The 18,315-nt window shown below is 71.8% G+C and carries 7 protein-coding genes; 4 read left to right on the top strand and 3 right to left on the bottom strand.

Features of this window, described 5'->3' with window-relative positions; all coding sequences use genetic code 11:
* The first annotated feature begins 10 nt into the window (after positions 1 to 10).
* Positions 11 to 1,249, top strand: coding sequence for a cysteine--1-D-myo-inosityl 2-amino-2-deoxy-alpha-D-glucopyranoside ligase (gene mshC / locus ABZ573_RS19575; protein ID WP_358119635.1), 1,239 nt, complete (start codon positions 11 to 13; stop codon positions 1,247 to 1,249).
* A 256-nt stretch (positions 1,250 to 1,505) separates the two neighbouring features.
* On the opposite strand, the gene ABZ573_RS19570 is transcribed toward mshC, so the two are convergent.
* Both ABZ573_RS19570 and ABZ573_RS19565 read right to left on the bottom strand, forming a co-directional pair.
* Positions 1,506 to 2,297 carry a GntR family transcriptional regulator gene (locus ABZ573_RS19570; RefSeq protein ID WP_358119632.1) on the bottom strand — a complete coding sequence of 264 codons (792 nt, stop codon included), beginning with the start codon at positions 2,295 to 2,297 and terminating at the stop codon, positions 1,506 to 1,508.
* A gap of 127 nt (positions 2,298 to 2,424) precedes the next feature.
* Positions 2,425 to 3,294: a PAC2 family protein gene (locus tag ABZ573_RS19565; RefSeq protein ID WP_101409578.1), complete on the bottom strand. Its 870-nt coding sequence runs from the start codon at positions 3,292 to 3,294 to the stop codon at positions 2,425 to 2,427.
* Positions 3,295 to 3,555: 261 nt separating this feature from the next.
* Here ABZ573_RS19565 and metH point away from each other — a divergent pair, with 261 nt between their 5' ends.
* Together metH and ABZ573_RS19555 are read left to right on the top strand one after the other, a co-directional pair.
* The gene (gene metH / locus ABZ573_RS19560) at positions 3,556 to 7,071 is read left to right on the top strand and encodes a methionine synthase (protein ID WP_358119628.1); all 3,516 of its coding nucleotides are present in this window, start codon (positions 3,556 to 3,558) and stop codon (positions 7,069 to 7,071) included.
* 532 nt (positions 7,072 to 7,603) lie between these two features.
* Positions 7,604 to 11,923 carry a LamG domain-containing protein gene (locus ABZ573_RS19555; protein ID WP_358119625.1) on the top strand — a complete coding sequence of 1,440 codons (4,320 nt, stop codon included), beginning with the start codon at positions 7,604 to 7,606 and terminating at the stop codon, positions 11,921 to 11,923.
* An 844-nt stretch (positions 11,924 to 12,767) separates the two neighbouring features.
* Here ABZ573_RS19555 and ABZ573_RS19550 read toward each other — a convergent pair.
* Complete coding sequence (locus tag ABZ573_RS19550) at positions 12,768 to 14,549, bottom strand: family 43 glycosylhydrolase (protein WP_358119622.1); 1,782 nt, start codon at positions 14,547 to 14,549, stop codon at positions 12,768 to 12,770.
* Between the two features lie 554 nt (positions 14,550 to 15,103).
* On the opposite strand from ABZ573_RS19550, the gene ABZ573_RS19545 reads away from it, so the two are divergent.
* Positions 15,104 to 18,298, top strand: coding sequence for a beta-N-acetylglucosaminidase domain-containing protein (locus ABZ573_RS19545; protein WP_358119618.1), 3,195 nt, complete (start codon positions 15,104 to 15,106; stop codon positions 18,296 to 18,298).
* The last annotated feature ends 17 nt before the right edge of the window (positions 18,299 to 18,315 follow it).

Genomic DNA, 18,315 nt, shown 5'->3' with positions numbered 1-18,315 from the left:
GCTGACGGTCATGGACTCTTGGGCGGGACATGAAGTGCCGCGGCTGCCGGGCAGGGGCCAGCCGCTGTCGTTGTTCGACTCGGCGCGGCAGGGCGCCCACCCGAGCGACCCGGCCGGCAGCGCGACCATGTACGTCTGCGGCATCACCCCGTACGACGCCACGCACCTGGGCCACGCCGCCACCATGATCGCGTTCGACCTGGTGCAGCGGGTGTGGCGGGACGCCGGCCGGGACGTGCACTACGTGCAGAACGTCACCGACATCGACGACCCGCTGCTGGAGCGGGCCGAGCGGGACGGCGAGGACTGGAAGGTCCTGGCGATGCGGGAGACCGCGCTGTTCCGCGAGGACATGGAGGCGCTGCGGATCATCCCGCCGGCGCACTACGTCGGCGCGGTGGAGTCGATCCCCGACATCGCCGACAAGGTCCTCCTGCTGCTCAAGGACGGGGCCGCGTACCGCCTGGAGGACGGCACCGGCGACGTCTACTTCGACATCGCCGCCACCCCCCGCTTCGGCTACGAGTCGAACCTGACCCGGGAGCAGATGCTGGAGATCTTCCCCGAGCGTGGGGGCGACCCGGACCGGGCCGGCAAGCGCGACCCGCTCGACCCGCTGCTGTGGCGGGGCGCCCGCGAGGGCGAGCCGTCCTGGCCGGGCGGCGAACTGGGCGCCGGCCGCCCCGGCTGGCACATCGAGTGCACGGTCATCGCGCTCAACCTGCTCGGCGACCGGATCGACGTGCAGGGCGGCGGCAACGACCTGATCTTCCCCCACCACGAGTGCTCCGCCGCGCACGCCGAGCGGCTCACGGGCGCCGCGCCCTTCGCGCAGCACTACGTGCACGCCGGCATGATCGGCCTCGACGGCGAGAAGATGTCGAAGTCCCGGGGCAACCTGGTCTTCGTCTCCCGGCTGCGCGCCGACCAGGTCGACCCGATGGCGGTCCGGCTGGCCCTGCTCTCCGGGCACTACCGCACCGACCGCGCCTGGACCGACGAGCTGCTCGCGACGTCGCTGGAGCGGCTGGCGCGCTGGCGGCGGGCCGCCGCCGCGCCAGCCGGTCCGTCGGGCGAGGAGTTCCTGGCCGGCGTACGCGCCCGCCTCGCCGACGACCTGGACTCGCCGGGCGCCCTGGCGCTGGCCGACGGATGGGCCGAGGCGACCCTCGCGGGCACCGCCGACGACCCGGCCGCCCCCGCCCTCTTCGCCGCCACCCTGGACGCCCTCCTCGGTATTCACCTCTGACAGTGATGATGTGGGAGCGGGTCACCCGGTCGGTCTGACTCAGCCTCTGACTGACCCCACCCGCCCCGCCCCGCCCTCGCCCCTCGCCCCTCGCCCCCCCGCTCCCGCTCCCGGTCCTCGCTCCCGCCCGCCGCCCCGCCGTGGGCCCCGCCCCTCGCGACGTCGATCATGCAGTTGTGGTGCCCCGCAAAAGGTGCATAACGGCGGTAGCCGCCCACCCCAAGTGCATGATCGACGGGGTGGGGTGGAGGGTTGGTTAGCCGAGGACGAGGCCCGGGTCCGGGGCGGGGTCGGGGGCCGGGGCGGGGATCTTGTACTCCTCGGTCAGCGTGGTGACCGGGCCGGGCCAGGTGGCCTGGGCGACCTCGATCGGCTTGCGGTGGCCGTCGTAGGCCACGTGCAGCAGGTGCAGCACGGGGGTGTCGGGGCGGATCTGGAGGATCTCGGCCTCCTCCCGGCTGGGCTGGCGGGCGCTGATGGTGTCGGTGGCGGAGACGTACCGCCGGCCGGTTGCCTCCTCGGCCTCCTGGTAGAGCGGCCGGCCGAACGCCTCTGCGCGCTCCAGCGAGGTGCCGGCGGTGTCGGCGGGCAGGAACCACGAGGCGCCCACCTCGACGGGGGAGTCCTCGGTGCGCACGAGGTGGCGGCGGCAGAGCAGGTCGGTGCCGTCGGCGACCCCGAACGCGTCGGCCACCTCCGGCGGGGCGGGGGCCCTGCCGACGGAGACGAGCTGCTGCCGGTACCGCGCGGCCAGGTCGGTGTGGTAGCCGCGGAAGCCGCCGTAGCGGCCCCGGGAGAGCCGGTTGAGCCGCCGCCGGGTGCCTCGGACGTACGTCCCGGAGCCGGGCTTGGTGATCAGGATGCCCTCGACCCGCAGCTGGTCGACGGCGCGCTGCACGGTCTGCTTCGCCACGCCGAACATCTCGGCGATGGCCGGGATGGACGGCAGCCGCTCGCCCGGTGCCCAGTCGCCGCGGCGGATCTGGGCCTTGAGCTGCGCGGCGATCTGCCGGTGCGGGAACTCGGCCGCCCCCGGATTGATCTGCATGCCCGCCTCCTCGATGACAGCTAGGTTCCTAGGATGCCCTAGGGGTGGTGACCGCGCCACCCCGGACACGCCAAAAGACCGGCCCCGGACGACACGCGTCCGGGGCCGGTGCGGCAGGGGATGGGTGCTACCAGGAGCCGGCCGTGGGGCCGGCGGAGCCGCCGCGACGGCGCAGGTACTTCTCGAACTCCTGGGCGATCTCGTCACCCGTCAGCGGGGTGATGCCCGCGTCGCCGACGCGTTCCTCCAGCTCGCGCACGTATTCGCCGAGCTCGGCGTCCTGCTCGGCGGCGCTGCGCACCCGCTGCTCCCACTCGGCGGCCTCCTCGGCCAGGTCGGCCATGGGCACCGGCAGGTCGAGCACCTCCTCGACCCGGTGCAGCAGGGCGAGGGTGGCCTTCGGGCAGGGCGGGTTGTTGGCGTAGTGCGGCACGTGCACCCAGAACGAGACGGCGTCGACCTCGGCCTTGTTGCAGGCGTCGTGCAGCACGCCGACGATCCCGGTCGGCCCGTCGTAGCGGGTGGGGGTGAGCTGGTAGCGCTGGGCGGCCTCCGCGTCGGAGGCGCTGCCGCTGATGGGCAGCGGCCGGGTGTACGGCACGTCGGCCAGCAGCGCGCCGAGCACGACGACCCGCTCGACCTCCAGGCTGTGGCAGATCTCCAGCACCTGCTCGCAGAAGGTGCGCCACCGCATGCTCGGCTCGATGCCGCGGATCAGCACGACGTCCCGTTCGGTGCCCTCGGGGCTGGCCACCATGAAGCGCGTCGTCGGCCACTCCACCCGGCGGGTCTCGCCCTCGGCCATGGTGATCGTGGGGCGGCTGACCTGGAAGTCGTAGAAGTCCTCCGGGTCCAGCTCCGTGACCTGCCGGGCCTGCCACACCTGCTCCAGGTGCTCGACGGCGGCGGTGGAGGCATCGGCGGCGTCGTTCCAGCCCTCGAACGCGGCGATCGCCACGGGGGACCGCAGCACCGGCAGTCCGTCGAACTCGGTCACGCCGTCACCTCACCCTGCTCGTCGGGGCCGGCGCCGGGACCGGACCCGGTCGTCCGCCCGCCGGGCGTGGTGCTGTCGCTGTAGTCCTTCACGTCCGTCAGCCTACGTGTCGGGGCGGGATGCGGCCCGCCGGCCGCGCCGGTCGAGCCCAGCGACGGTCGGCCATACCACGATGAACCGGACAGCGTGATCCCGCTGACACAATGTGGGAAGGCACGTGCGGGGGAATCCATCGGCCGGCGACGGCACTAACCTGATCCTGTGCGGACCTCATTGCTCGACGTACTGGCAGACCGGATTCTCATCGCCGACGGCGCGATGGGCACGATGCTGCAGGCGGCCGATCTCACCCTGGACGACTTCGAGGGCTACGAGGGCTGCAACGAGGTCCTCAACGCCACCCGACCGGACGTCGTGCGCGGGGTGCACGAGGCGTACCTGGCCGCCGGCGCGGACTGCGTCGAGACCAACACCTTCGGGGCCAACCTGGCCAACCTGGGTGAGTACGACATCCAGCACCGCATCCGCGAGCTCTCCGAGGCCGGGGCCCGCCTCGCCCGGGAGGCCGCCGACGCGTACGCGACCCCCGAGCGGCCCCGCTTCGTGCTGGGCTCGATCGGCCCGGGCACCAAGCTGCCCACCCTGGGGCACGCCGACTACGCGACCCTGCGCGACGCGTACCAGGAGAACGCCGAGGGCCTGATCGAGGGCGGGTCGGACGCGCTGATCGTGGAGACCTGCCAGGACCTGCTCCAGGTCAAGGCCGCCGTCGTCGGCTCGAAGCGGGCCATGGCCCGGCTCGGCCGGACGGTGCCGATCATCTGCCACGTCGCCGTGGAGACCACCGGCACCATGCTGGTGGGCAGCGAGATCGGGGCGGCGCTGGCGGCCATCGAGCCGCTGGGCGTCGACCTGATCGGGCTGAACTGCTCGACCGGGCCGGCCGAGATGGGCGAGCACCTGCGCTACCTGTCCCGGCACTCCCGGATTCCGCTGTCGGTGATGCCGAACGCGGGCCTGCCGGTGCTGACCGCCGACGGGGCGTACTTCCCGCTGACCCCCGTGGAGCTGGCCGACGCGCTGGAGCGGTTCGTCACCGAGTACGGCGTCTCGCTGGTGGGCGGCTGCTGCGGCACCACCCCCGAGCACATCCGGGTCCTCTCGGAGCGCCTGCACGGCACGCGCCCGGCACCCCGCGAGCCGCGGCACGAGGCCGGTGTCTCGTCGGTCTACCACCCGGTGCCGTTCGCCCAGGACGCCTCCCTGCTGATGGTGGGGGAGCGCACCAACGCCAACGGCTCCAAGGCGTTCCGCGAGGCCATGCTCGCCGGCGACTGGCGGGCCTGCGTGGAGATCGCCCGCAGCCAGGCCCGCGACGGCTCGCACCTGCTGGACCTGTGCGTCGACTACGTCGGCCGCGACGGCACCCAGGACATGCGGGAACTCGCCGGCCGCTTCGCCACCGCCTCCACCCTGCCGATCATGCTCGACTCGACCGAGCCGCAGGTGGTCGAGGCGGGCCTGGAGATGCTCGGCGGCCGGTGCGTGGTCAACTCGGTCAACTTCGAGGACGGCGACGGGCCGGAGTCCCGCTACGCCCGGGTGATGCCCATCGTCAAGGAGCACGGCGCCGCCGTGGTGGCGCTGCTCATCGACGAGGAGGGGCAGGCGCGTACCGCCGACTGGAAGGTGCGGGTCGCGGGGCGGCTCATCGACGACCTCACCGGGCGGTGGGGGATGGACCGCGCGGACATCCTGATCGACGCGCTGACCTTCCCGATCGCGACCGGCCAGGAGGAGACCCGGCGCGACGGCATCGAGACCATCGAGGCGATTCGCGAGATCGCCCGCCGCTGGCCGGGCGTCAACTTCACCCTCGGCATCTCCAACGTCTCGTTCGGGCTCAACCCGGCGGCCCGGCAGGTGCTCAACTCGGTCTTCCTGCACGAGTGCCGCGAGGCCGGCCTGACCAGCGCCATCGTGCACGCCAGCAAGATCCTGCCGTTCAACAAGATCCCCGACGAGCAGCGGGAGGCGGCGCTGGACCTCGTCTACGACCGCCGCCGCGAGGGCTACGACCCGGTGCAGAGGTTCATCGAGATCTTCGAGGGCGTGGACGCCGCGTCGGCGCGGGCCGGGCGGGCGGAGGAGTTGGCCGCGCTGCCGCTGGAGGAGCGGCTCAAGCGGCGGATCATCGACGGCGAGCGCAACGGCCTGGAGGCCGACCTGGACGCGGCGATGGCGCAGGGGCGCACGCCGCTGTCCATCATCAACGACATCCTGCTCGACGGCATGAAGGTCGTCGGCGAGCTGTTCGGCTCCGGTCAGATGCAGCTGCCGTTCGTGCTCCAGTCCGCCGAGGTGATGAAGACCGCCGTGGCGTACCTGGAGCCGCACATGGAGACCGCCGAGGACGGCGGCAAGGGCCGCATCGTGCTGGCCACGGTGCGCGGTGACGTGCACGACATCGGCAAGAACCTGGTGGACATCATCCTGTCCAACAACGGCTACGAGGTCGTCAACATCGGCATCAAGCAGCCGATCAACGCGATCCTGGAGGCCGCCGAGCAGCACCGGGCCGACGCGATAGGCATGTCCGGCCTGCTGGTGAAGAGCACGGTGATCATGAAGGAGAACCTCGCCGAGATGGCGTCGCGCGGGGTCGCGGAGCGCTGGCCGGTGCTGCTGGGCGGGGCGGCGCTGACCCGGGCGTACGTCGAGGACGACCTGCGGGCGATGTTCCCCGGCCAGGTGCACTACGCCCGGGACGCGTTCGAGGGACTGTCGCTGATGGACCGGGTGATGACGGCCAAGCGCGGCGGGGCGCCCGTGATCGACGCGGAGCGGGAGGCGGCCCTGGCGGCCCGGCGGGCGCGCCGCGAGCGGCAGCGCGCCATCGTCAGCGAGTCGTTGCCGGAGCTGGACGACGCCTCGGTGCGCTCCGACGTGGCCACCGACGTGGAGGTGCCCGCCGCGCCGTTCCTGGGCACCCGGGTGGTCAAGGGCGTGCCGCTGGCCGACTACGCGGCGCTGCTCGACGAGCGGGCCACCTTCCTCGGGCAGTGGGGCCTGCGGGGCGCCCGCAGCGGGCAGGGACCGTCCTACGAGGAGCTGGTGGAGACCGAGGGCCGGCCCCGGCTGCGCTACTGGCTGGACCGGCTGATCGCCGACCAGGTGCTGGAGGCGGCCGTGGTGTACGGCTACTTCCCGGCGTACGCCGAGGGCAACGACCTGGTGGTGCTGGACGAGAACGGGCACTCCGAGCGGGCGCGGTTCTCCTTCCCCCGGCAGCGGCAGGAGCGGCGGCTCTGCCTGGCCGACTTCTTCCGCCCGCGCGGCGACGAGCTGGACGTGGTGGCGTTGCAGTTGGTCACCGTGGGGCAGCCGATCAGCGAGTACACGGCGAAGATGTTCGCCCGCAACGAGTACCGCGACTACCTGGAGGTGCACGGGCTGTCCGTACAGCTCACCGAGGCCCTCGCGGAGTACTGGCACCGGCGGATCCGCGCCGAGCTGGCCCTGCCGGGCGGCCGTACGGTGGCCGACGACGACCCGGCGGATCTGGCGGGTCTGCTGCGCACCGACTACCGGGGCTGCCGGTACGCGTTCGGCTACCCGGCCTGTCCGGACCTGGAGGACCGGGCGAAGATCGTGGAGCTGCTGGGCGCGGAGCGCATCGGCGTGCAGTTGTCGGAGGAGTTCCAGCTGATGCCGGAGCAGGCGACCGACGCGATCGTGGTGCACCACCCGGAGGCGAGCTACTTCAACGCCAAGTGACGCCGTCACCCTGTCCGAGCTGCGCGAACATCCCCTCGGGTCCTGCCGGGCGTCGAAGGCGCCCAGGCTGTGGCCGAAAGGCCGCATCGATTGCGGCGGTGCGGTCGTCGCTGCCGGCGTGCTGACCGAGCCCGTCACCCCGGCACTGCCGTGAGTGGGGACATCTTCCTGACCGGCGATCCTGCTCATCGGGGTTGAACGCGCGTGCGGGCCGCAGGGGCGGAGCGCACGCGCAGTTCCCTCGACGCCCTGTTCGGCGAACATCTGCACACCTCCTCGACCATCCGCACCGCTCGCTCCCGCAGCACTGGGGATTCGATTCCGTTTCTGCTGTCTGGCGGTTCCTCCGAATCCGGGAAGTCTCTCCAGGAGCCGGGACGGTACACAGCAGACAGCCCGCGCTCGGGTCGATCGTCGTGACGCGCCCTCGTGAAAGGGGTGGGCAGTCGGAGTGTTGACACCGGCGAGGAGGGTGCTCCAGAGTTACTGGACTAGTCCAGTATTCGCAGTACTCCACACGAAGGTGGATCGAATGGCCACAAGATCGAGATCGAGGGCCGCGCTGTCGCTGCTGACGGTGGTGACGTTGGCGGCCGGCCTGCTGGCGCAGGAATCCGAGGACGTCCAGGCGGCCGGCGTCCAGGCGGCCGGCGAGCGGGCGGCCGGCGAGCGGGCGGCCGGCGAGCAGAAGGCTCACGGCCAGTCCGGCCCCCGCGATGACCTGACCCTGCCCGACGGCTACGCCGATCGAGTGAACCACGCGCTGGAGCAGGGATCCGACCACTGGGGCGAGAAGTTGCTCGGCCTGCCCGACGGTCCGACCCTGACCAACGTCAAGCCGCTGCTGGTGCCGGCCAACCACGGTGGCACGACGGACGCCGCCTCGCCCTGGTACTACCTGCCCTTCACCTACCCGGCACCGGACCCCACCCGGTGGGCCGAGGAGCGGGACTTCTCGCTGCACGTCGCCGACGGCAGCGAGCTGATGTCGCAATGGTCGGACTCGCGGGCGACCCAGCGCGTCCGCTTCTTCGTCGGCGCGGACGGGGCCGAGCGCTACGGCCAGGCCGAGGCGAGGTCGGGTGCCCCCCGCCTGACCGGCGGATACCTGCCGATCCTCGCCAACACCTATCGTGACGCCGCCGGGGTCCGCTACGAGCGCGAGTCGTTCGTCACCGAGCTCACCCCGGGTGGCCCGGCAGTCAGCATGCTCCGGTTCGTCGTCAGCGGGCCGGCGAAGGCGCGCCCGAGGCTGCGGCTGAACGTGAGCCGTGACAAGGTGGCGGACGTCGTCGCCACGCCCGGACGGCTGACCCTCGATGGGAAGACCGTGGTCGCGTACAGCGGTGCGGCGACCTGGTCCGCGCCCGACCTGAGCTTCACGCCCGACCTGAGCCGCGGGAAGGCCGAGTTCTATCTGGTCGTGCCGAACGAGCCGGCCGAACTGCCCGCCGACCGTCCGTCGGCCAAGCTCTACGACGCCGCGAAGTCCCGCACCGGCGCCTACTGGACGGCGCAGCTCAACGCCGGCGCCAAGGTCCGGCTTCCGGAGCGGTACGCCGCGGACGCCATGCGCAGCACGCTGCTGAACAACCTGGTGATGGGCTTCAACCTCACCGTCGGAAACGGCTACGAGTCGCTGGACAAGTCCTTCGCCTGGGTGCCGGAGATCGCGGCGACGGTCACCTCGCTCGGGGACTTCGGCTACCAGGACAAGGCGCGCGCGAACCTCACCGAGATGCTGCGACGCGGCCAGGGCAGCTTCTTCGTGTCCTGGGAGCGCGGGATCAAGCTGCAGACGGTGGCGACGTACTACCTGCAGAGCAACGACGGGTCGTTGCTGCTGGAGAACCTGCCGACGTTCCGTGACTGGCTCGCCGACTTCAAGCGGCAACGCGTCGCGGACCCGAACGGTCTGCTGGCCAAGACCCGCTACGCCTCCGACATTCCGGAGCCGGTCTACGGCCTGCACCACCAGTCGGAGGTCTGGCGCGGACTGCGCGACGTCGGTGTCGCGTTGCGGCTGATGGGCCGTGCCGACGAGGCGAAGCCGTTCCTCGACGAGGCGGCCGGCCTGCGCGCGTCACTGCTGGGCGCGGTGGAGAAGTCGAAGACGGTGCTGCCGGACGGTTCGGTGTTCGTGCCGATCGCGCTGCTGGATCCGGCGTCGTCGAAGCCGTACGACAAGGTCACCACCGACTTCCTCGGCAGCTACTGGAACCTGATCATGCCGTACGCACTCGCGACCGGGCTGTTCGAGCCGGGCAGCGCGACGGCGACCGGACTACGGGACTACCTCTACAAGCACGGGTCGCTGTTCCTTGGCCTGACCAGGTTCAACCTTTCGACCGCCGATCCCGGCGTCTGCCAGAACATCCGGCACAACCAGTGGCCGGCGGTGCCTGGATACAAGTCCAGCGGCATCGACCAGCAGTACGGCTACTCGCTGATGCGGTTCCTGGCCGACAATGCCGAGTCCGATCGCCTCGACCTGAGCTTCTACGGGATGCTCGCGCACAACTTCACGCCGCACACCTACGTCGGCGGTGAGGGCGCCACGATCTCGCCGTGCCCGCAGTTCGGTGAGTACTACCGGTCGCAGTACTGGCCGCCGCTGTCGCCGAACAACGCCACCTATCTGGAGGCGGTGCGCGGCCTGCTGGTCAGCGAGGACCTGAACGCCGACGGCGTGCCGACCCGGCTGCACCTGGCGCCGGCCACGCCGCGGCCCTGGCTCGCGGACGGGGAGCGGATCGAGGTCGCCGACCTGCCGACGTCCTTCGGCCCCGTGGGGTTCGCCTCCTCGTCGGAGCTGACGGACGGCCGGCTGACCGTGCGGGTCGACCCACCGCGCGCGGCCACCGGACGGGCGCCGCTGACGGACGTGGTGCTGCACCTGCGTGCGCCGCGCGGTCACCGGCTGACCGGGGTCACCGTCGACGGCCGTTCGGTGACGTTTGACGCCGAGCGCGAGCTGGTCGACCTCGGCCGGCCGACGACGGCGGTCACGGTCCGGGCGACCTACCGGGCGGTGAAGGTGGCCACCGCGCCGAGCGCGGAGGCCACGAAGGTGACGACCCCGCGTATGTTGCTGGAGCCGGGTGAGACGTTTGCGCTGGACCTGGAGGTCGAGGCGCTCGGGCAGGGCACGGTCGGCGGCACCGTCGGTGTCGGTGTTCCGACCGGTTGGACGGTGCGCGACCCGAAGCTGCCGTTCCGCGTGAGCAGCAACCAGAGACTGGCCTGGTCCGAGCTCGCGACCTCGGTCCGGATCCCCACCGATGCGGCGCCCGGGAGCTACCGGATCGACGTGGTCACCCGTCCGTCCGGTGGGACGGCGCGGACCACCTCGTTGTCGGTCCGGGTCGCCCGACCGGATCCGGCTGACTACGCCGCGCTGGTGAAGCGGGACGCGCCGGTGGGCTACTGGCGGCTCGGCGACGCCCAGGGCCAGCCGGTGGTCGATGCCTCCGGCAACGGAAACGCTGGTGCCTACCGTGGCAGCGTCGGTCGGTCCCAGCCAGGGGCGATCGCCGACTCCGCCGACACCGCGGTCCGGCTGGACGACGGCTACGCCGAGATTCCGGACAGCGCCTCGCTCAGTGTCACCGGGGCCTACACGCTGGAGGCGTGGGTCAAGGACGCGGCGGGTGGACCGCAGGGCATCGTCGAGAAGTACGACGGCGGCGACTGCCTGCCGTCGCGCAACGGCTACGCCCTGCGCCTGGTCAACGGCAACAAGCTGCAGGCGCTCACGATCGCCGACGAGGCGCAGTCCGGCGCGTCCAGCCCGCGCAGCGTGCAGCAGGTGCGATGGCACCACGTGGTGGCAGCGTATGACGGGACGACGCTGCGGACCTACCTCGACGGGCAGCTGCAGACGTCCACCCCGGTGGCCAAGGCGCCTACCGACGGCAGGAGCAGCCTCAAGCTTGGCGCCCGTGGAGACGACGCGGCGGACCGCTTCTTCGGCGACCTCGACGAGGTCGCGATCTACCACAAGGCCCTGAGTCCGGGGCAGATCGACTCGCACTACGTCAAGGGTGTGCTCGGCAACCCCGGCCCCTCGCCCAGTGCGCAGCGCTCGGGTGGGAGTGCGGTGCAGGGCAGCTCAGCGCCGGCTCCGGCGGTTTCGGCAGCCGGGCAGCCGTCGACGAGCAGGCAGCCGGCGGCCATCGCCCAGTCCTCCTACGCGGCACAGGTGCTGGCCGACAAGCCGGTCGGCTACTGGCGGCTGGGTGAGCGATCCGGCACGAGCGCCGAGGACTCCTCCGGCACCGGCAACCGTGGCGCGTACGCGGACGCGGTGGCACTGGGCCGCCCGGGCGCGCTGACGGGCGATCCGGATACCGCCGCCGAGCTGACCGGCGGCTACGTCGCCGTACCGGACTCGGCCTCGGTGAGCGTCAGCGGCTCGTTCACCCTCGAGGCGTGGGTGAATCTCAACGACGTCTGCGGTCAGTACGGCGTGGTCGAGAAGTACGACGCGCCCGCCTACAACGGCTACGCGCTGCGCGTCCTGCCCGGAGGCAGGATCAGCGCCCTCACGTTGGGCGCAGCCGGGCAACTGGCGTCGGTCGAAGGGCAGACGGTGGTCACGCCGGACAAGTGGCATCACGTGGCCGTGGTCTACGACGGGTCGACCCTGACGGTCTACCTCGACGGACGACCCGACAGCTCGGCCGCCACGAAGGTGAGCCCGACCGACGGGGCCGGAAGCCTCAAGCTGGGGGCCCGTGGTGACGATGCCGGTGCCAGGCTCTCCGGGCTGCTCGACGAGGTTGCCGTCTACGACCATGCCCTCACCGCCGACGAGGTCGCGCGACACCACTCGGCCGGCACGACGGGCTGACCCCGGACGCCACGTGTGAGGCGTGGCGAGGGCATGAGGGCGGCCACCGCACGATCGTCGACAGTCCATGAGGACCACCGGAGATCGTGCGGTGGCCGCGGCGTAGACCCTGGCCGGTGGCACGTCATGCGCAACAAGGTGGCGTGTCACCGGCCGTCTCGTGCGTGCGCGTGGAGCCGGGCCGCACCGCGACGGCGTCCGTGCGGAGGCTGCTGTCGACGGGTGGAACGCACGACGTGTTGGTCCCTGGCCGACCGCGGGCCCGGCGACCCCGGCGGGCGCACGCGTCGCGGAGGCACCGCGATCCGCAGGCGATGCGGCGGCAGCACACCGGCACTGCCGGGCGCATCGAGAACGCCCAGGCCAGGCCGTTCCTGGGCCCCTGGACCGCGGACGGCCGCCGGCTCCACCTACCCGAGACGACCTGGTGCGCCCGGCCGGCCCCGAGCCGCGGAGCGGCCGGCGTCCACGACGGGGCGACCGCGGCCATGGCGATATCACTGCGGCGCTGGCCTGCGGTGTCGCCGCACAGGGGATGACCGGCGACGACGTCCACGGCGCCGGGGCTGGGCTCCGGGCCGAGCAGGAGCGTTGCGACCCGGGTCGGCTCCGTGCGGTCGGCTGCGGCCGGCGTCGTACCGTCGACGCCGGCCGCACCGCGCCGTACGAAGATCGACTGGGCGGCGGCGGCCTCCGTGCGAGTCGACGACCACGCCGGCTCACCGCTGAGGGTGGCCGCGCGGCTGCGGACCCGGCGGCGCGAAAGGACCGGCCCCGAGCTCACCGGACCGACGTAGCCGCGCCGAGCAGCGCCCTGCTCGTGGTGCTGGTGTCCGAGCCCGGATCAGATGAAGATCGTGCGGGCCGGGTCGAGGAAGTCGGTCGCGATGACCTGGGCGGCGCCGTACGGCATGGTGTCGAAGCCCCTGTAGTTGTGCCAGGCCTTGATCTGCCCGTCGGTCTGGATCAGCGCGATCTCGGAGCGGCCGTCGTCGTTGAGATCCATGAACCGCACCCTCGCGGGGTTGGTGAACCCGGCCGCGATGACGACGGTGTAGCCGTACGGCGAGGCGGCGAAGCCGAGGTCGTTGTGCCAGGCCTTGATCTGGCCGTCGGTCTGGATCAGGGCGATCTCGGACCGGCCGTCATCGTCCAGGTCGGTGAACACGGTCCGGGTCGGGTCGGTGAATCCGGTCGCGATGACGACGGAGTTCCCGTACGGCGAGGCGGCGAAGCCGAGGTCGTTGTGCCAGGCCCTGATCTGGCCGTCGGCCTGGATCTGGATCAGCTCGGACTTCCCGTCGTTGTCCAGGTCGGCGAGGCGTACCCGGGTCGGGTCGGTGAATCCGGTCGCGATGACGACGGAGTTCCCGTACGGCGAGGCGGCGAAGCCGAGGTCGTTGTGCCAGGCCCTGATCTGGCCGTCGGCCTGGATCTGGATCAGCTCGGACCTCCCGTCGTCGTCGAGGTCGGCGAAGCGCACCCGGGCCGGGTCGGTGAAGGAGGTCCCGATGACCGCGGCGGCGCCGTACGGCATGTTGTCGAAGCCCTTGTAGTTGTGCCAGGCCTTGATCTGCCCGTCGGCCTGGACCAGGGCGATCTCGGCGCGGCCGTTGCCGTCGAGCGAGGACTTGCGGCTGCCGCCCTGCACCGGGAGGCCGTTGACCCAGCGGAGGTTGATCGAGTACATGTGCCTGCTGCCGTCGGCGACCGCCGCGTGCATCACGACCTTGTCGCCGCCGCCCAGCCCGTCCTGGGCCGTCACGACGTCCGCGCCACCCGGACCGCAGAGTCCCGTGTCGGCCTGGGTCATGAAGGCGTTCGGCGCCGGCGTCCAGGGGCCGATGACCGTCGGCGCCGTGGCGTACGACGTGTAGTAGCCGCAGCTGGCGAAGGACCCACCGGAGTAAAAGAGCACCATCTTGTCGTCACGCTGGACCAGGTCCGGCGCCTCGATGATCTGGCCTGCCGCGACGGTCAGCATTGCCGTCGTCGGACCGACCAGGGCGGTGCCGTTGTTGGTGACCTGGCTGACCCAGAGCGTGGACGGCCGGTTGATGGCGTTGCCGTCGTTCTTCCAGGTGAGGTAGCGCGTTCCGTTCCGCGCGACGAAGGTGTTCGCGTCGATCGCGCCGCCCTGGCTGAGGGGGCAGATGAGCGGCCCCGATCCGTAGGGCACGAACCCACCGAGCGGCGAGGACGCGAGCGCCACACCGATGCACTGACGGCCAGAGGCGGCGTCCTGGGCCGTGTAGGTGAGGGTCAGACTGCCGTCAGGGTTGGGGTGCACGTCGGGTGCCCAGGTCCTGCCGGCGACGGCCCAGCTGCCGGGTCCGCCCGGCATCGCGTCACCGAGGACCTGCCACGGCCCGTCGATGGTGGGCGCGCTGGCCACCGGGAGGTGCCTGAAGTCGTTGGTGGCGTAGGCGTACCAGGTCTGGCCGATGCGGACCACGTCCGGGTCTGCGAACCCTTGTGCGATGAGCTTTCTGGGACCTTCGGCTACTGCGGTGACGGCACTCGGGCCCGCCGCGACCGGCGCGGCCGGCACGACGAGGGCGACGGAGGCAAGCGCTGCGAGCATGGCCGCGTGGGCCTGGCCGCGGCGGATGGGCGGGATACGCATGGCGATCTCCCTTCGGGGTCGGCCGTCGATGTCCACGGCACGACCAGATACCGGCCTAGGCCAGTATCGTGAAGTCCGACCGAGTTGATGTCAATGGCTCGCTACGCGCAGCGACCCGGACCAGCGCTGTCGTACGACGGTAGGGGGTTGACGTGACCGGGTGTGGCATGGATCCTCGTCATCGGTATAGACCGGTCGGCCACAACCGATCCCACGCGCGGATGCCAGCCCGGCCCGGACGATCCTCCGGGAGCCCCTTTCGCGCGGCCGTCGGCTCCGACCCCGACGGCCGGCCTCGTCCCTGCTGACTCGACCAGACCGGCGGTTGCCATGTCGGCCGGTCCTCGCGGTGGTCCGCTCACCGCACGCCACGCCGGACCCTTTACGGAACCACGGCTGGCCCATATCGCATGAGTGGAGGTTCGATGTTTCTGTTGCGCTCGTTTCGCGGCTGTCGCCGCACCGGCGTGTTGGCCGGATCGGTCGTGCTCGCCGTTGGCCTGGTGAACCCCGTGCCGGCTCGGGGGGAGGCCCAGGCCCCTGATCGGGTGGGCGTGGCGCGCGTCCTTCCGACGCCGCAGCGCGTGCAGGCGCGTGCGGGATCGGTCGTCCTGCCCGACCACGTCGACGTCGTCGCGGGTGCGGCCGCCGATCCGGCCGCCCGGCAGTCTCTCGTGGACGTGCTCGACGCGCGCGGGGTCACCGCCAGGGTCGTCGGAAGCGCGGACATGTCGACATCGCGTCCGGTGATCCTCCTCGGCGGCCCGAACGAGACGTCGGCGAGCGTCGCCGCGCTGAGTGCCCTCGGGGTGCAGGGGCCAGCGGGACTGCCCGGTGAGGGGTACGTGCTGGCGGCCGGGCACGATCGGCTCGGGCGACCGCGGATCGTCCTCGCGGGGGTGGACGGCGCGGGCACCTTCTACGCGGTCCAGTCGTTGCGTCAGCTGCTCGTGTCGCGAGGCGCCCGGGTGGCCGTCGACGGCGTGGCGGTGCGCGACTGGCCGGGTTACCGGATCCGTGGGGGCATGGAGTCGTTCTACGGACCCGTGTGGTCGCAGGAGGACCGGCGCTCGCAGATCGAGTTCCTGGCCCGGCACAAGATGAACCAGTTCTTCTACGGGCCGGCGGACGACCTGCGTACCGGATCGCACTGGGACTCCCTGTACGACGAGGCGGAACTGGGCCGGTTGAAGGAGATCCTCGACCTGGCGACGTCCCGTCATGTCGATTTCGTGTACCGGATCTCGCCGGAGGCGCCCCTGGCTCCGGGCAGGGGGATCTGCCACGTACGCGACACCGATCGGGCCAAGTTGCTGGCGCGTCTGGCGCAGTTGTGGGAGATCGGGGTCCGCAGCTACGTCATCGCCTGGGACGACGTGTCCGGAAACTTCGCGTGCCAGGAGGACCGGGACGCCTACCAGGGCGATCCGTCGCCGCTCGCGGCGGCCCAGGCCGGGGTCACCAACCTGGTCCAACGCGAGTTCATCGAGAAGCGCCCCGGCGCCAGCCGCATGGTGACGGTGCCGACGGAGTACTGGGGCATGACGCCCACGCCGTACAAGAACCGGTTCGACGAGTTGCTCAGCACCGAGGTCGACCTCTACTGGACGGGCTCGGAGGTGGTCTCGCCGCGCATCACCGAGGACGACCTGCGGGCCGCTCAGGGCGTCTGGCCGCGGCACCGGATCATGATCTGGGACAACTACCCGGTCAACGACTACAGCCCCAACCGACTCCTGCTGGGCCCACTGGTGAACCGCGACGCCGGCATGGCGGACGACGTCCTGGGCATCTCGTTCAACGGACTCGTCCAGCACCAGGAGGCCTCGCAGATCCCACTCGGCACGCAGGCCGACTACGCCTGGAACCCCGGGGCCTACGACGCCGAGCGCTCATGGACGCGGACTCTCGAGATCATCGGCGGCGACGCGTACGCGCAGCTGCGACTCTTCGCGGAGAACAACAAGGCCAGCGCCCTGGACAACACCGCGCGGCCCCAGTTCGCCGCGCTCGTCAACCGGCTCATCGCCGACTACTCGGCGGGCCGAGCGGTGGACGCCCAGCTCGACCAGCTCGACCGCGAGCTGCGCCGTCTGGAGGAACTCCCCACCACGCTGCGGGCGCAGCTAGACAACCCTCTGCTGCTCAAGCAGATCGAGCCCTGGCTGGACCGGGTCGGCACGACCGGCCAGGCGGGCCGGGCGGCGCTGGCGATCCTGCGGGCGCAGGACCGGGGGAACGGCGAAGCCGCCTGGCTGGCCCGGCGGGAGCAGGCGCGTGCCCGCGGCATCCTCGACAGGACATCGCACCAGATCAGCCCCGGCCCGGTCGACGAACTGCTCAGCTTCGCGGCCGCGCAGAGCGACGGCTACATCGGCGACCGCTGGTACGGCGACCTCGGGGCCCCCACGGGCCTACCGGCTGCCGCCCAGGGGTCCGCGCTGGGCAACCTGACCGACCGGCGCGACGACACGGCCTACGTCGCGGCCGGCAAGCCGCAGGACGGCGACGCGATCACGGTTGCGATCACCAAGCCGCATCGGCTGTCGGCGGTGACCGTGGTGCAGGACGCGACCGCTCCCGCCGACGGCGTGATCCAGGCGCTGGTCGACGGCGCCTGGGTGGATCTCGGACCGCTCGCTGACGGGTTCACCAAGGTGCCGGCGGGAGACCTCTCGGCCGGCGCGGTGCGGATCCGGTGGGCGTCGGGCAGCGCGGCCCCGCGCGTCTACGAGATCGTCCCGCACTACTCCGACGTGTTCAGCGGTGCCGTCTCGGTCGATCCGCCCGGGTCGCTGATCGCGCCGGGGGAGACGAAGCGGTTCCAGGTCGCCGTCGAGGTGTTCGCGGATCACCGGCTCAGTGGACGGGTGACCGCCACCGGCCCGGACGGCTGGACCGTCGACCCGGCGACGCAGGTGTTCCGTGCCCGGCCGGATGGCCGGACCATCGTCGCGAGCGTGCCGGTGAAGGTGAGCGTACCGGCCGGCGCGGAGCCGGGGCGCCACCAGGTCACGGTGGCCTTCAACGAGGACGGCGCGCCCCCGGTGAAGGTGTCGCTGCCGATCCTGGTCGGGCAGCAGAGCTACCCGAACCTCGTGACCGGGGCGGACCCGGCCGGCTACTGGCGCCTCGGCGACCCGGCCGGCTCAAGCACCGCCGTGGACAGCTCCGCCAGCGGACGGAACGGGACCTACCTCGCCGGCGCCCAGCCGGTCGCCGAGGGCGCGATCACCGGTGACCGGGCGGCGGACCTCTCCGCCGGCTACATCGAGGCGCCGCGAGGCCCGCGGACCGACCTTCAGGGCGCCTTCACGTTGGAGGCGTGGGTGAAGCTCGACAGGCTCGCCCCGGCGCCGGGGCAGGCGGTCATCGAGAGCTACTCCGGGCCGGCGGTCAACGGTTACGCCCTGCGGGTGACCGACGGCGTCCTGCAGGCGTGGTCGCTCGGCGCCGCCGGGAAGGGGCACGGCCTCGTGACCGGCCGTACCCGGCTGACGGTCGACGAGTGGCACCACGTCGCCGCCGTCTTCGACGGATCGCGACTGACCGTGTACCTCGACGGCGTCGCGGACAACAGCGTCGCGACGTCGGTGCCGCCCGGCAGCGGTACGGCGAGCGTCAAGCTCGGTGGCCGTGGGGACGACACGTCCCAGCGGTTGCAGGGTGACCTCGACGAGGCGGCGATCTACGACCGCGCCCTGACGGCAGCCGAAATCGAGGCGCACCATCTCACCGGTCTGCGCTGACCGGCCCTGCGGATGCG

Source organism: Micromonospora sp. NPDC007220, from assembly GCF_040634035.1.
Lineage (GTDB): Bacteria > Actinomycetota > Actinomycetes > Mycobacteriales > Micromonosporaceae > Micromonospora > Micromonospora reichwaldensis.
The sequence above is the reverse complement of the archived record's forward strand: the minus strand, read 5'-3'. Positions and strand labels throughout refer to the sequence as shown.